This is a genomic window from Bythopirellula sp., from assembly GCF_041737835.1.
Lineage (GTDB): Bacteria > Planctomycetota > Planctomycetia > Pirellulales > Lacipirellulaceae > Bythopirellula.
This window is the reverse complement of the sequence record NZ_JBGSQY010000032.1, coordinates 55,991-71,150: the sequence shown is the minus strand read 5'-3', so window position 1 is coordinate 71,150 and position 15,160 is coordinate 55,991. Positions and strand designations below refer to the sequence as shown.

Genomic DNA, 15,160 nt, shown 5'->3' with positions numbered 1-15,160 from the left:
TGAACCCACGGGTTGCGGACTTTGCGCTACAGAGAAGGCTGCTGAGTGCGGATTGGCGTTACTTAGCAGAGTGTTGATTAGGCAGACGTCACAAGAGTTCCCGGACGAGCTTTTGTTGGTTCGCGACAGCGTGTCACGGCCACTGACGGACAAGATATTCCGACCTCATGCCAGGGGGGTATGATGCGTCCAAAATCGCTTATTCTTTTAGTGCTTGCGCTCGGCTGCGGTCTGGTGGCCTCGATCGGCATCAGCCAGGTTCTCGACAGCCATAACAAGAAACAAGTTGCGGTGGAAACGGTGCCCATCTATGTGGCGCTGCACAACATCAACTTGGGTGACCCCGTCGACGACGGCATGGTCAGTCTCCAGGAATGGCCCAAGGACAAAGTTCCTAATGGCGCCGTCACGAAGTGGGAAGACATCGAAGGCCGCCGGCCTAAAGCGATCATTTTCCAGGGCGAACCGCTCAACGACGGCAAGTTCTTGGCCAAGGGCGAAACTCACGACCCGATTGCCGGCATTCCGCCTGGAATGCGGCTTAAAACAGTATCGGTGGATGCTCGTAAAAGCGCGGCCGGTCTGTTAAGTCCGGGCGACCGCGTGGATATTCAACTTTTCGTGCAGCGCAACGAGCGAGCCGGTATCACTCACCCGTTTACCAAGATCATTCTGCAGAATATCCGCGTCTATGCAGTCGACCAAGCCGTACAGCGTTCTTCGGAAGGCACCGAGGAACGGAGCGTGGCGAAGACGGTTTCGTTGGTGATGACACCTCAACAAGCAAGCCGGATCACGACCGCCGAAAACATGGGCGAAATCAGTTTGATACCTCGGAATCCCGAGGATGATGTGATCGTCGACGACGCGGAACAATCGCTCGACGACATCTTTGCCAAAAGCGACGCGAGCAGCCGTGAGAAAGAACGCGAAGCCTTTGACAAGGACGAAGAACCAGCCGTCACGACGATCGAAAAAGATTTAAAGCACATTCCCGTGGCTGAAGTTGTGCCCCCGTTCCAGATGAAAATCATCTATCCGAACGAAGTGAGCAAAGTCGATTTCGACGCGACCACGGGTGAACCGTTGGATGCTGAAGAGAGCCACGCAGACGTCAGCAGCGATAACGAAGAGACAAATACCAAGTCAGATGACAAAGAAAAAGATACTGCCAGTGGCAGCAGTGAGGGAGATAGTGAGGGAGATTTTGTACCCGATCCGGACTCGGGTTTCCCCATTGATTTGGATGACAAATAAGAGACAGGAACGAAAGCCGGACAAGGACGTCACGGTTTTCCCAAGCCGGTGTGTGACGTGTTAATCACGCTCGCAGGCCCGGCCTACTCCACGCGAAGGAAGTACAAGGATGTACCTTAAATCCACCCCGCGCAAGACTCAATTCAGTTGGTTATCGCTTACCACCCTGGTGAGCCTGGCGGTCTTGAGCTGTTTGAGCAATAACGTCATTGGCCAGGATGCGCAAGTGGTTCGCAATATCACGCAGCCCACTGAGCGCATGGAGATGACCGTCAATTCGAGTCGGATCCTCACGCTCGATAAACGGATTCCGCGGATGGTGGTGAACAATCCGGAATTGGTGACCGTCACCCCGATTAGTGCCAATCAAGTTCAACTTGCCGCACGCAAGCCGGGTGTGACCCAGGTCAACCTGTGGGATGAAGACGACCACGTTTATACCGTCGATGTGCTGATTTACGGCGACGTACGTGAATTGGAACTCGCCTTGGCGAAGTTATTCCCTGAATCCTCGGTCAAAGTCGTGCGGCTGACCAACAGCTTGGTGCTGGAAGGCTATGTCGAGCGGCCCGAAGTTGTCGGACCGATTTTGCGTTTGGCGGAAGATTATGCTCCGAAGGTCGTGAATAACATCACGGTGGGTGGCGTGCAGCAGATTCTGCTGAAAGTCAAAGTGATGGAAGTTTCGCGAACCAAGTTGCGCAGATTGGGTGCCAATTTCGCCGCGTTTAGCCCTAATGGAGGTGTTGTCACTGACCTTTCTGGACTGCTGCAGGCGTTTTCAATCAGTGGTCGAACCATCGAAAGTACCGTTGGACAATCGAACGTCGCCTTTGGTGTGATCGATGGTGACAATGCCTTTTTTGGCTTTCTGAGAGCACTCCAAGAAAACAAGGTCGCCAAGATATTGGCGGATCCGACGATCACAACCGTGAGTGGACGCCCGGCCTACTTTAATGTCGGCGGCGAATTTCCCATCATCGTTCCCTCGGGTCTGGGCCAAAGCACGATTGAATTTAAGACCTTCGGTACAGAGGTTAACTTCGTACCGATTGTGCTTGGCAACGGGAATATCCGCTTAGAGGTACGTCCCAAGATTAGCGAACGCGATCCCGCGATCGGCGTCCAGCAGAACGGCTTTACCGTGCCTGGTTTGAAGGTGCGTGAAGTTGACACCGGTGTGGAACTCAAGGCGGGACAAACCTTGGCTCTTGCCGGTTTGGTGCAGACCCGGGTCGAAGCCCAGGAACGCGGTATTCCTTACATCAGCGATATTCCTTATCTCGGGGCCTTGTTCCGTGATGTGAGCGAAGAGACCAACGAAGTAGAACTCTTGATCATGGTGACTCCTGAGTTCGCCGACGGCATGGAGCCCCACGAAGTGCCACCTTGCGGGCCTGGCATGGAAACTGTTTCGCCGAACAACTGCCAGCTCTATTTTGGCGGTCACTTGGAAGTTCCGGCCTGTGGAGCGTGTGCTCCTAGTGGTTGCCCGATGAATTGTGCAACCTCGTATAATATGACTCAACCAAGTGGCTACAGCGTGAGCAGCGACGGTGGCTCGAACTATATGCCGATGCCTGCACCGGCTGAAGCCTACGGTGCCGAACCTGTGCCGGCGGAAGGATACTACCAGCCTGCCTACAATAGTGTGGGTGAGCCGCAAGCCGTGGAGGTTCCAGCTCTGCCGCCACAAAGTCAGCCCTATGTACCACAAGCACAACCGTCACAACCTGTCCCCGTGCAAACGCCTGAGGAAACGATGCCCGATCCGTCGGCGATCAAATTCCCCTCGCCTTGGCAGGATGCGCAGGCGATGGTTCAGCGCAACCAGCAAGCTCCGCAAACTCCCACCCTGACGGCGCCCATTCGCAGTGCCACGTCAACGCCGGGGTTAATCGGGCCCATCGGCTACGACATGGAAAAATAAGCTACGTTAGCACTGATTAGAGGAGTCGGCGCTAGGGGTGTCTCTGGTATGTGCCTGTTGGCATTGTGACTAACCATTCCGCGACGGATCCGGGAACTTGAATTTCTATCATGGCAAACGTGCTTCGCATTGCGGTAGTCGATCCCAACGACGCCACGCGTGACAGCCTCAAAGCAATCTTGCTAGGGCTTGAGAGCGTGTGGCTCGAAGCGGAATGCTCGCGCTATGAGTTCTTCGCCGACGTTGTGGAGCAGACAAATCCTGAAATCGGTATTGTCTCCATGGACAACGATCCCGAGAAGGCGATTCGCCTGATCGGAGAAATCGTTGCCAAAGTGCCGACTTGCACTTTGTTTGTAACGAGCAGTTCGACCGACGGCCGCTTGATTCTCGAATCGATGCGGGCTGGGGCTAAGGAATTTCTCACCGAACCGCTTAAGGAAGAAGATCTTGTCTCAGCCTTGAACCGCGTGAAGCGGCATAGTCCTGGCGAAAAGAAAACTGCCGTTCAGGGTTGCCGCGTTATCGCCGTCGCCGGAGCGACCGGGGGCGTGGGGACATCGAGCGTCGCCGTGAATCTGGCCTGTGCCTTGGCCTCGGACCGCGACAACTCGGTCGTGCTCGTCGATTTGGACTTGGCCTTGGGCGACTGCGACGTGTTTCTCGACACGATTCCCGAATACAGCTTGGCCGACGTGGCGCAAAATGTCGCCCGCTTGGACCTAACGCTGCTGAAGAAATCACTGACTAAGCACTCTTCGGGCGTGCATCTGCTTCCTCGCCCCGTACAGCTGGAAGACGTGCGTTTGATTACGCCCGACAGTTTGCAGCGCGTGTTGGGATTGTTGAAAACTTCGTACTCGCACATTGTGATCGACCTCTCGAAATCTTTCGGAGAGCTCGATATGCAGGCCATTTATATGGCTGATGACATTCTGTTAATCACGCAGCTAGATTTGCCGTGTTTGCGGAACGTCGTTCGATTGATGATGACGTTCGATGGCGACGAAGCTTTGCGTAATAAAGTACGGATCATCATCAATCGTGTGGGACAAGACACGGGCCAGATCAGCTTGAAGAAAGCTCAGGAAACGATCGGTCGGGAAATCTATTGGCAAATTCCCAATGACTATCGCGTGATGGTTGAGGTGCGCAATAACGGTGTACCGTTGATTCAACATGCTCCCAAGGCGGGCATTACAAGCTCGATCATGCAACTGGCCGACTCGCTCTGCGGCAAGCAACGCGAGGACGGCGAATCCGGCGACAAGGATTCCAAGAGCCGCCGTTGGCTGAATCTCTGGCCGGCGAAGAGCTAGGACCAACTCGGACGGACCTGCTATTCGTTGAATCGTGGCTATTGCTTCCGCTGCTCACGCATAACCGTCCCAACCCGTCTTTTCGTCAGCTTTCAACTCGCCCTTTGTGGGAAGCTACTTCGTCTGCCCCGAGTTGACCGGGCGTAAGCTATCTTTGCTTGACGCAATTTCTGCTGGTTTTTCACGATACGTGGCCGCATGGGCGGTTTCACGGCCAAAGCCTCTCCACGCGATCAAGCATTTGGGACTTTCAACTCATGACAAAACTCAATACAACCATGCCCGCCGTTGCTGCTCAAGATAAGCAGCACGAGTTTGAAAAGCTCAAGCAGAGCATTCATTCGAAGTTGGTGGATAAGCTTGATCTGTCGCACGTTGGTGAATTGCAGGGCGACGTGCTGCGCCGTGAAATTCGTTTGGTGGTTGAGCATTTGTGCGATACGGAAGACACGTTCCTCAATCGTCAGGAACGTGATCGCTTGATCGATGAAGTGCTCGACGAAACCTTCGGCCTGGGTCCGTTGGAATTGTTGCTCAAAGAACCAAAGATCAGCGAAATCATGATCAACGGTCCTAAGAATGTGTTTGTTGAACAGGGTGGCAAACTAACAAAGTCGTCGGTCACCTTTCGCGACGACAAGCACCTGATGCAGATCATCGACCGTATCGTGTCGAAAGTGGGCCGCCGGGTTGACGAGGTTTGCCCGATGGTCGATGCCCGTTTGCCGGACGGTTCCCGCGTGAACGCGATCATCCCGCCGTTGGCCCTCGACGGCCCGAGCGTCACGATTCGCCGCTTCGGCTCGAATCCGCTCAAGCTCGAAGATTTGCTGAACTACAAAAGTATGACCCCCGAGATGGTGATGCTGCTTGAAGGTGCGATGAAGGCCCATTTGAACATCATCATTTCTGGTGGTACCGGATCTGGTAAGACGACGCTGCTCAACACGTTGTCGAGCTTTATTTCCAACGAAGACCGTATTGTGACCATTGAAGACGCGGCGGAATTGCAACTCCAACAAAGCCACATCGTGCGTCTCGAAACGCGCCCAGCCAATATCGAAGGCAAAGGCCGCATCTCGGCGACCGACTTGGTACGTAACTGTTTGCGTATGCGACCCGACCGCATCATCATCGGCGAATGCCGTGGGGCCGAGACGTTGGACATGCTGCAAGCAATGAATACCGGCCACGACGGCTCGCTGACCACTTGCCACGCCAACACGCCGCGAGACGCGATTGCCCGTTTGGAAACGATGATCATGATGGGCGGTTTTGATATGCCCGTGAAGGCCATGCGTTCGCAAATTGCCAGTGCCGTGGATTTGATCGTGCAGGTGAACCGTCTTTCCGGCGGTCCTCGTAAGGTGACCGCGATCACCGAGATCATCGGCATGGAACAAGACACGATCGTGATGCAGGACATATTCAATTACGTGCAAGAAGGGGTCGACGGCAACGGACGCGCGACCGGTTACTTCCAGTCGACGGGAATTCGTCCGACTTTTATTCCGCGGCTTGAGGCTCACGGCGTACGGTTGCCGGCGAGCGCTTTCCGCGAACGCATCATGCTAAGAGATTAACCATGCTTGCCGGGGCTCAAGAGGGGGGCCCCGGCGAGCCATTTTGATTGTCAATCAAATCAATCACCCAATCATTGCGAGTCGGTCATGCTTCCAAGTGTCTTCATCATTGGCGCCGTGTTTGTCGGCGTCTTTGCATTGATCGTGGGGATCGCCGTGTTCTTCCGCGATCAATCCGTATCGCAAATGGAAGGTCGATTGGCGTCACTTACTAAAGGTGACCGTAGCGATCCGTCGAATCTTTCTGAAATCGCCCAGATGCTGCAACGCGAGAAGCTCGGCAAGAGCGCCCTCGAAGCTGCCTTGTCGAATTGGCTCAATCTCTCGCTGCTGTTTGACCAGGCCGAAGTTCACATGTCCGTGGGGACCTTTGTCGCGATCTGTGCTGGCTTAGGCATCGGCTCGTCGGTCTTGGTGGGAGCGTCAGGGGCGAACGTGTTGATTGCCCCTCCCGTTGGGATCGCCTTTGCGACATTGCCATTTTTCTGGCTGCTATTTCGCCGCAAACGGCGGCTCGCCAAATTTGCGGCACAGTTGCCCGAGGCTTTAGAACTCGTGGCCCGTGCTCTGCGTGCCGGGCATAGTCTGGCCGCAGGTTTTCATCTTGTTTCGCAGGAATCGTCTGACCCGATCGCGTCGGAATTTGGCCGCGTGTTTGAAGAACAAAACCTGGGTATCCCGTTTGAAGAAGCGTTGAATAATTTGAGCGAGCGGGTGCCCAACTTGGACCTGAAGTTCTTTGTCACGGCAGTGATACTGCAACGTCAAACGGGCGGTGACTTAGCTGAGATTCTCGACAAGATTGGCCACTTGGTCCGCGAGCGGTTTGCCATTTGGGGCCAAGTCCAAGCTCTGACGGGTGAAGGTCGTTTGTCGGGCATCGTGTTGTTGGCTTTGCCGCCGTTATTGTTCATCACTGTTTATCGCATGAACCCTGAATATCTGTCGCTGTTGTTTACCGACGAACTGGGTAAAAGAATGCTCGTCGGCGGGATCGTTATGCAGTTGCTCGGGGCCTTAGCCATTCGCAAAATTGTCAACATTCGAGTTTGATATGCCATTATTCGCTACAAGCATTTGGGATTCACCATTGGTCATGAACCTGGCCATCTTCGGCGCCACTGCCGCAGCGGTGTGGTGGTTGCTTGACTTCTTTGCCGGCCACAAGCCACGCGCTGAAGAACGTTTGGCCGAACTCCGCGAGCCCAACGGCCGAAGAGGGGATTTGGTACGCGACGGAAAAGGCAAAACAAGTGCGATGAGCAAAGTGTTGGAGATGGCGTCTCCCGCACTCTCCAAACCTTTACAGCCAAAGACACATGAAGAAGTGAGCAAAACCCGGTTGAAACTCAATCAGGCAGGCTTCCGTGGTCCTAAGGGGCCGGAAGTCTTCTGGGCCTGCAAAATGGTTGGCCTCTTGGGCGGGTTTTTGATCGGCGGTGGAGCCGTCATTCTTACTCGCGGATTTGATATCGATTCGATTACTTATGCCGGCGGTATCGGGCTGCTCATGTTTTTTGCGCCTGAGATTGTCATTTGGTTTTGCACCAAGAGCCGACAAGACAATATTTTTTATGGTTTGCCCGATGCTTTGGACTTGATGGTCGTTTGCGTTGAAGCGGGGCTTGGCTTGGATCAGGCGATGCGCAAAGTGGCCGAAGAGATGAAAAAGTCATACCGCATCGTTGCCGAGGAGTTTAGCTTGTGCAATTTGCAGTTGCAGATGGGCCGAGCCCGCAATGAAGTGCTCCACGATTTAGGCGCCCGCACCGGTGTGGATGATCTCAAAGCGTTGTCGGCGATTTTAATCCAGGCCGACAAATTTGGTTCGAGCGTGGCACAAGCGCTGCGCGTGCAAAGCGATTCGATGCGAACTCGTCGCCGGCAATTGGCCGAAGAAAAGGCCGCCAAGACGGCGGTGAAGCTGATTTTCCCGCTCGTGATTTTCATTTTCCCGGCGATCTTCGTGGTGCTGGTTGGTCCTGCTGCTATCACGATGATCAATGAGTTGTTCCCATCGATGAACGGCACGAAGTAGCCATTTCAACAGCACTGCTAGCACGACTTTGGGTAAACTGAGCAAACAATGCCGGTTGATCCAAAAGTAGCGTAGCGACTGCGCTAGCCAGGTCGATAACGACGAAGGATGCCGTGACCCCGAGGTGACGGCCCCCGGTGAATTGTTCGGACTCGCATCGACCAATTCAGTTTCGCCGCGAGTCTTAACCGACTCACAACCTGGTGGACCCCCACGATGAAGAACATTGCGTTGGCTCTGTTGATGTGTTCGCTGGTAATCAGCGCCGGTTCGGTTATTGCCCAAGAGTGCGCGTGCAACTCGGGGCAGTGCAGCCCCATGAGTTGCCAGAGCTGCGGGACTTACCAGCAGAATCATGGATTCTGCTGGCGCATGGAAGCTGGCTACCATTCCAATAATATGTGGCCTGCCCAATACATTCCCACGTCGCGTTGCTATGTAAACAGCGCCTACACGGCGATGATCAACAACGGCTGGCGGCGACAGAATTTGCTCGGTGATTATCACTTTGAACCCGGGACAAATAATCTGACATCAGCAGGTAAATTGAAGGCCAAGTGGATCCTTACGCAGGCCCCTGAAGAACGCCGTCAGATATTTGTTCAACGTGGCCACACTCAAGAGGATACCACCGCACGCATTGCCGCGGTGCAGTCCTGGGCAGGGCATCAGAGCCCTACACTTGAGCCCGCCATGGTAAATGACACTCACATTGTTTCCGAAGGCCGCACGGCGGCTTCCGTGGATCACGTATTTGTCGGATTCCAAACCAATCAACCTGCTCCGGTATTACCGCCTGATTCGGGCGGTACGACTACGGCAAACTGATAAACACAACGACTGCCCAAAGGCAGAAAACTTTTTCTGTTACGAATCTTTTCGAGGCGGATCGAACTTACACCAGGGAGGGTGAAGTCGTGCGACCATTTAGGTTAATGCAATTGACGTTGCTTGTGGCCGCGACCGGATGTGCCATTCCCGGCGTTTCCAGCAAGAACGAAACCGCGCCGCCTGTGACCAGCCAGACGAGCTGGACCGAAAAGGTGACCGCCCCGTTCAAGTCGCTCGCCCCCAAGAAGTCGGAAGTCGAGGATCTGTCGAAGACCGATCCGATCTCGCTGGGCTTTGCCAGTGGGCCAACGACTCCGTCGCTCTACGTTGCCATGGCACAGATGAGCGATCAGGGTGGAAATGCGGCACACGCTCGATCGATGTATCAGCAAGCGCTCAAGATCGACGAGAAGAACCTCGACGCGTTGCTGGGGCTTGCCCGCCTGGAAGATCGGGAAGGCAATCTGCAAGAAGCACTCAGGATTTATCAGCAAGCCGTCAATAATCATCCTGAAGATGCCCGGGCGCTCAACGACTTGGCTCTGTGCCAAGCCCGCTGCGGCGACATGCAAAAATCGTATGAGCTGCTCAGTCAGGCCGTCAAAATGCTTCCCGAGAAGCAGCTCTATCGCAACAACATTGCCAAAGTGCTGATCGAAATGAATCAACTCGATCAGGCGGCAACCCAGCTAGCCGCCGTTTACGATCCGGCTGTTGCCAACTACAACATGGCTGCGCTCTTGCAGGAACGTGGACGAACTGCCGAGGCCGTGCCCTTCTTGCACAAGGCCTTGGCGGCGAATCCACAATTTGCCGAAGCCCATACCATGCTGACAAACATCACCGGCGGAACGCAGGTGCAGCAGGCTACCGCCGCGATGACCTCGGCGTTAAGCTCGCCAATTTCGTTCAGCGCACCGATGGCGGGGACGGCCCCGATTGCTACACAGCCCGTTATGAATGTGTCGGTGGCCAACGACATTACGCCTACACCCTACGCACCCAGTGGGCCACTGCAAGTCAACAACGGACCGGCGTATCCTTCGACGGGTGTGCCGCAAGTGATTCCCGTGCCGGCACAAACGGTGAGCGTACCTGTCGGTTATCAGCCCATGACACTGCCGGCCATTCGTTAAGCGGTTGGAATTACTGGGCTGATTTCTCAGCAATGGCTGGCTTGGCGGCGGGCTCGCGCTTGAGTTCTGCTTCGATCAGTTCGATCACCTCGGGGGCATCCGGCTTGGTGCGCGGGCCAAAACGGCTCACGACGAATCCATTGCGGTCGAGAACGAACTTTTCAAAATTCCAACTGATCTCTCCCGCACCGGTCGGCTTGGTGTCGAGAGCCGTCAGCATTTTATAAAGATCGCAGGCCTTGTCGCCTTTGACGTCGACCTTAGCAAACATGTCGAACTCGACGCCATAGTTCGCACGGCAAAACTCTTCGATCTGCTCGGCTGTGCCGGGTTCTTGTCCTAGGAACTGATTACAAGGGAAGCCCAAGATGGCGAGCCCTTGGTCGGCATACTTTTCATGGAGGGCTTGGAGTTGTTCGTATTGTGGAGTGAGTCCGCACTTGCTGGCAACGTTGACGATCAGCACGACCTTGCCTTGGTACTTGCTCAGATCGACCTTTTCGCCGTCTAGCGATTCCATGTTGAATTTCAAAGCAGACTCCTCTTGAGCAATTCCCGGCACGCTGTGGCCGCAACCCGTGGCGAGTGCAAGGAGCGATGCCCCCAACGAAAACAAATCTTTCAGGCGAGCCATTGATACTTCTCCAAAGTAAGGTGATACGCTGATTATAACGGTTAGCGGCTTGAACCGCAGGTGGGCGGAACACTTAACATTTTTAGGCCCGCCGCTGGGCGACGCGGAGTTTCGCGCTGCGTGCGCGGGGATTCTCAGCTTCCTCACGTTCGGAAGGCAGAATGGGCTTTTTGGTGAGTACTTCCAAGCGTTCGTCATTGCGAAAGGCGTGCTTCACCAAGCGATCTTCAAGCGAATGAAAGCTGATAATCGCCAGTCGCCCTCCAGGCTTTAAGCATCCGGGAAACGTGGCGAGCGATTTTTCCAGCGATGCAAGTTCTTGATTCACCGCGATTCGCAGGGCTTGGAATGTTCGTGTCGCCGGATCGATACGCAGGCCTGGCGTGCGGGGGACGCAACTCCGCACTAATTCGGCAAGTTGTCCCGCGGTGCGGATGGGAGCGTTTCGCCGCGTTTCGACAACTTTTTTCGCAATGCGGCGACTGCAGCGTTCTTCGCCGTACTGATAGATGATGTCCGCCAATCGTTGCTCGCCGATATGTGACAATAACTCTGCCGCGGATTCGCCTCGTTCTGGATCGAAACGCAAATCGAGCGGGCCATCAAGTTGAAACGAAAAACCTCGTTCCGCATCGGCTAATTGATCGCTGGAAAGTCCCAAATCGAGGAGTATGCCGTCGACCCCTTGGATCTCAAGATCGTCGAGTACTTCAGGAATGTCGGCGTAATTCGTGCCCGCGAGTTTTACGGGTAAGCCCGCTAGCCGGACTTCACAGCGAACGAGTGCCGCGGGATCGAGATCCGCCGCCACGACAAGACCCGTGGGACCAACCGCACGAGCGAGGGCCTCGGTGTGTCCTCCTCCGCCGAGCGTGCCATCGACAAAAATCTTCCCCGGCGCAGGGGCGAGCCATTCCAAAACTTCGTTAAATAAAACAGGGATATGGCAGGTTGGCTCGGCCACGTACAATCCGCCTTTCGCATGGAACCGGCCACACCCGCGACCAGCCTCTCCCCATCATCATACAATATTTACTCACTTCGTCTTGAGCCTGGATTTGCGAGTACACATGGAACCATGGATCGATTACGAATTGCCTGCCGAATTGATAGCTCAGCAACCGCTCGAGCATCGGGCGGATGCGCGTTTGATGGTTCTTGATCGCGAAGCTCAGTCGATCAGCCACGCTCATATTCGCGATCTGCCACGAATCCTGGCGCCAGGCGACCGGTTGATTCTTAACGACACCAAAGTGATCCCCGCTCAGTTACGAGGAAACCGTGTGAGCACCGGCGGACGGTGGCAGGGTCTTTATTTGGGAACGAATTCCCAAGGGGATTGGCGGCTTGTGTGTAAAACGCGAGGTCACCTGCATCCCCCCGAGCAAATCACGCTCGTCGATCGCAACGGCAAGACTTCGATTAAACTTTGGCTGCTGGAGCAGCAAGAGGAAGGGATTTGGCTCGCACGCCCCGAAGGGGATCGACCCACGCTCGAAGTTCTCAATGAAGTTGGGCACGTGCCATTGCCCCCTTATATTCGCAAAGGCCATTCGGTCGATTCCGACTTTGCCGACTATCAAACCGTGTTCGCACGAACTCCCGGTGCCGTGGCGGCACCGACCGCGGGATTGCATTTTACTAAGGAACTTCTCAAAGCGCTCGAACAATCGGGTATTGGCTTATCGGCCGTGACGTTGCACGTCGGCATGGGAACGTTTCGCCCGATTACCGTTGAGGACGTATCGCAACATCCGATGCACACCGAGTGGGGCGAGTTGGGCGAAGTCGCGGCGCAAGAAATCACGCTCACCCGCGGCAAAGGGGGGCGGAATATCGCCGTGGGCACAACCGTCACGCGGGTGTTGGAATCTGCCGCCCGTGAGCAAAGCCTGAGCGATGACAAAGCACAGCCTGCACAGAAGTGGCAAGGTGATACCAACTTATTCATTCGTCCCCCGTATGATTTCCAGCTCGTGGACGGCTTGCTCACGAACTTTCATTTTCCCCGAACAACCTTACTGTTGTTGGTTCAAGCCTTCGGCGGAACGGAGTTGGTTCGCCGTGCTTACGAGTTGGCTATCGCCGATGAATATCGTTTCTACAGCTACGGCGATGCCATGCTCATTCTGTAGCTGGCACGCAGCGCATAAAAAAGGCTCTCCTCCAGGAAATTGGGGCAGTAACTCCCTGTGGCGAGGAGAGCCCATGTGTTAGCAGAACACTTGGCTCGTGTGCGACATAGCGGCAGAGCGCGGAGCATGGTCGCTGGGTTGGTTGAACCAACAAAAATAAGATCGACCACCCATCGACTGGACTTTAGTGGCAATTAGTGATTTCTGATTTCATGAGGAGCAAATTTGCCTGTACGCGGTAACGCTATAGCTATGAACCAAGCACTGAATTGAGTTCCGTGGCTGAACGGTCAAAGCTGTTGCCGGTTTCCGTGGCCAACAAACCCACGGAGGTGATGCAAACGGCAACGATCAACGCAAGCATTACAGCGTACTCGACGGCAGTGGGACCATCTTCCTCGATCAGAAGGCGCTTGAGAAAAGTTTTCATGAGATATCCATCCAAATAGGTGTGTCCCCCGAGGGTGGGGAGCCAATCCATGTCCTACCTGAAACTTATCTCAAAAAATGAGGGGCACGCGGACTGTAGCGGCGAAATTGCCGCACAACGAAAGAGCGCAGCAACATGGAAACGGTCGTGCCGGTTATACAGCTGGCTATGAGAAGGCTCAGACACTTAGGCTTGGAACGAGCTACCGCAACCGCAGGTTTTCACTGCGTTGGGATTCTCGAACGTGAAGCCACGCCGTTCCAAACCATCATAGAAATCGACGGTTGTCCCATCGAGATATAGAGCGCTCTTCTTATCGACGACCACGGGAATGCCATGAAACTCGAATTTCGAGTCGGCGGTCTCGTCGTAAGTCTTGTCGAAGCCGAGTGAGTAGCTGAAACCACTGCACCCACCACCAGCCACGCCCACTCGTAGCAGCGTGCCGTCTTCGAGCTTCTGATCTTCAATAATCCGCTTAACTTCCTTGGCGGCTTTCTCGGTCAAAATAACGCTCATTTCAGAATCCTCGATCAATGCGGATGCAAATTTCCAGTGGCGAAGCACAAATTCCGCCTGCAACCAAATTATAGCAAAAAATCCTGCGAGAAAAGCCCGAACTGCTCTAGCCCATTTTTCGCAGCTTTTTGACTGCTGTCGTGACAATTTGCACGGCCCTGTCCACTTCAGCGGGACTATTGAACCGTCCCAGCCCAAACCGCAAACTGCTGCGGGCCAGATCTTCGCTGAGCCCCAGCGCCAAGAGAACATGGCTTGGCCCCGGCTCGTGCGACGAGCAGGTTGCCCCCGAACTCACGGCCAGGCTTCCCATTTCCAGTAGCAAGGCTTCGCCATCGACATCGCCGAAAGCGACATTTAAGTTGCCTGGCAAGCGTAAGAGATGGTCAAGCGGCGATTCAAGTTGTGGGCCGCACAATTGAATGCCAGTGAGGTTTTGCTGAAGTCCAGCGAAAAGTCGATTTCTCAATCCTGTGAGACGTGCTTCCTCGTGCGCCATTTCTGCCTCGCAAAGTTCCAGTGCTTTAGCGAACCCGACGATTCCCGGCACATTCAGTGTGCCGCTACGGCGTCCCCCTTGCTGTCCCCCGCCGGTAATTAGCGGAGTGAAGCGGACCATCGGGCTCCCTTGCCGCACGTACAGCGCACCAATTCCTTTGGGGCCGTAAATTTTGTGCGCCGAGAAGCTCATCAGGTCGACACCCAGATCTCGCACATTGAGCGGAATCTTGCCGACGGCTTGGGTGGCGTCGCAATGGAGCAGCACCCCGCGATGCCGACACACGGCGGCGATCTCGGCAATCGGTTGAATCACGCCGATCTCGTTGTTGGCGAGCATGACGCTCACCAAGATTGTTTCGTCGGTGATTGCTTCGGCGAGTTGCGCGGGATCGAGCCAACCCGCGCGGGGCGAGCCGTGTTGTTCGATGTCGAGCAAGGTGACGGTGAAGTCGCGTTGGCCAAGCCGTTCCAAAGGTTCCAGCACCGCGCGATGTTCCGTGCGAACGCTGATAAGATGTTTGCCGTGGCGCTGGTTGCGTTCTGCCACGCCGCGAATGGCGAGATTGTTGCTCTCGGTGGCACCGCTCGTAAAAACGATCTCTTCCGGTTGAGCGCCGATATTAAATGCAATCGAAGCCGTCGCTTCTTCGACAGCCGTCCGTGCAAAATCTCCGAAGTGATGGCTCACGCTTCCGGCGTTGCCGTACTCCTCGGAAAAATAGGGGAGCATCGCCTCGACCACGCGGGGATCAGTCCGCGTCGTGGCGTGATTGTCCATGTAAATGAGCGTAGGGGCGGGCATACTTTAAGCGTATACCGAAGCACGCAGCCCCGCCAGCTAAGCCGC

Annotated in this window: 14 protein-coding genes; 9 read left to right on the top strand and 5 right to left on the bottom strand. The window is 55.0% G+C overall.

Annotated features, from left to right (window positions below; genetic code table 11):
- Positions 1-180: 180 nt before the first annotated feature.
- From cpaB to AC6T8Q_RS10945, 8 genes are all read left to right on the top strand, one after another.
- Complete coding sequence (cpaB, locus tag AC6T8Q_RS10980) at positions 181-1,257, top strand: Flp pilus assembly protein CpaB (RefSeq protein WP_500679119.1); 1,077 nt, start codon at positions 181-183, stop codon at positions 1,255-1,257.
- Between the two features lie 109 nt (positions 1,258-1,366).
- Entirely contained in the window at positions 1,367-3,187 is a 1,821-nt protein-coding gene (locus tag AC6T8Q_RS10975) for a secretin GspD/PilQ domain-containing protein (RefSeq protein ID WP_500679118.1), read from the top strand.
- Between the two features lie 110 nt (positions 3,188-3,297).
- Positions 3,298-4,506 carry an AAA family ATPase gene (locus AC6T8Q_RS10970; protein WP_500679117.1) on the top strand — a complete coding sequence of 403 codons (1,209 nt, stop codon included), beginning with the start codon at positions 3,298-3,300 and terminating at the stop codon, positions 4,504-4,506.
- A 257-nt stretch (positions 4,507-4,763) separates the two neighbouring features.
- The gene (locus AC6T8Q_RS10965) at positions 4,764-6,089 is read left to right on the top strand and encodes a TadA family conjugal transfer-associated ATPase (protein WP_496919176.1); all 1,326 of its coding nucleotides are present in this window, start codon (positions 4,764-4,766) and stop codon (positions 6,087-6,089) included.
- A gap of 87 nt (positions 6,090-6,176) precedes the next feature.
- Positions 6,177-7,142, top strand: coding sequence for a type II secretion system F family protein (locus tag AC6T8Q_RS10960; RefSeq protein WP_496919175.1), 966 nt, complete (start codon positions 6,177-6,179; stop codon positions 7,140-7,142).
- Between the two features lies 1 nt (position 7,143).
- A complete protein-coding gene (locus AC6T8Q_RS10955) occupies positions 7,144-8,127 on the top strand; it encodes a type II secretion system F family protein (protein WP_496919174.1) in 984 nt (327 codons plus the stop codon).
- Positions 8,128-8,343: 216 nt separating this feature from the next.
- Complete coding sequence (locus AC6T8Q_RS10950; protein ID WP_500679116.1) at positions 8,344-8,955, top strand: hypothetical protein; 612 nt, start codon at positions 8,344-8,346, stop codon at positions 8,953-8,955.
- 89 nt (positions 8,956-9,044) lie between these two features.
- Positions 9,045-10,094 (top strand): tetratricopeptide repeat protein, encoded by a 1,050-nt coding sequence (locus tag AC6T8Q_RS10945; protein ID WP_500679115.1) that lies wholly within the window; start codon positions 9,045-9,047, stop codon positions 10,092-10,094.
- Between the two features lie 10 nt (positions 10,095-10,104).
- Here the strand turns inward: AC6T8Q_RS10945 and AC6T8Q_RS10940 are convergent, their stop codons facing one another.
- Together AC6T8Q_RS10940 and rsmH are read right to left on the bottom strand one after the other, a co-directional pair.
- Entirely contained in the window at positions 10,105-10,728 is a 624-nt protein-coding gene (locus AC6T8Q_RS10940) for a glutathione peroxidase (RefSeq protein ID WP_500679114.1), read from the bottom strand.
- An 82-nt stretch (positions 10,729-10,810) separates the two neighbouring features.
- Entirely contained in the window at positions 10,811-11,692 is an 882-nt protein-coding gene (gene rsmH, locus AC6T8Q_RS10935; RefSeq protein WP_500679113.1) for a 16S rRNA (cytosine(1402)-N(4))-methyltransferase RsmH, read from the bottom strand.
- Between the two features lie 106 nt (positions 11,693-11,798).
- Here rsmH and queA point away from each other — a divergent pair, with 106 nt between their 5' ends.
- A complete protein-coding gene (gene queA, locus AC6T8Q_RS10930; RefSeq protein ID WP_500679112.1) occupies positions 11,799-12,863 on the top strand; it encodes a tRNA preQ1(34) S-adenosylmethionine ribosyltransferase-isomerase QueA in 1,065 nt (354 codons plus the stop codon).
- A 250-nt stretch (positions 12,864-13,113) separates the two neighbouring features.
- Here queA and AC6T8Q_RS10925 read toward each other — a convergent pair whose 3' ends face one another.
- The 3 genes from AC6T8Q_RS10925 to AC6T8Q_RS10915 form a co-directional block, all read right to left on the bottom strand.
- Positions 13,114-13,293 (bottom strand): Flp family type IVb pilin, encoded by a 180-nt coding sequence (locus tag AC6T8Q_RS10925; RefSeq protein ID WP_496923073.1) that lies wholly within the window; start codon positions 13,291-13,293, stop codon positions 13,114-13,116.
- Between the two features lie 186 nt (positions 13,294-13,479).
- A complete protein-coding gene (locus AC6T8Q_RS10920) occupies positions 13,480-13,812 on the bottom strand; it encodes a HesB/IscA family protein (protein ID WP_496919168.1) in 333 nt (110 codons plus the stop codon).
- A 106-nt stretch (positions 13,813-13,918) separates the two neighbouring features.
- Positions 13,919-15,115 carry a cysteine desulfurase family protein gene (locus tag AC6T8Q_RS10915; RefSeq protein WP_500679111.1) on the bottom strand — a complete coding sequence of 399 codons (1,197 nt, stop codon included), beginning with the start codon at positions 15,113-15,115 and terminating at the stop codon, positions 13,919-13,921.
- Positions 15,116-15,160: the final 45 nt, after the last annotated feature.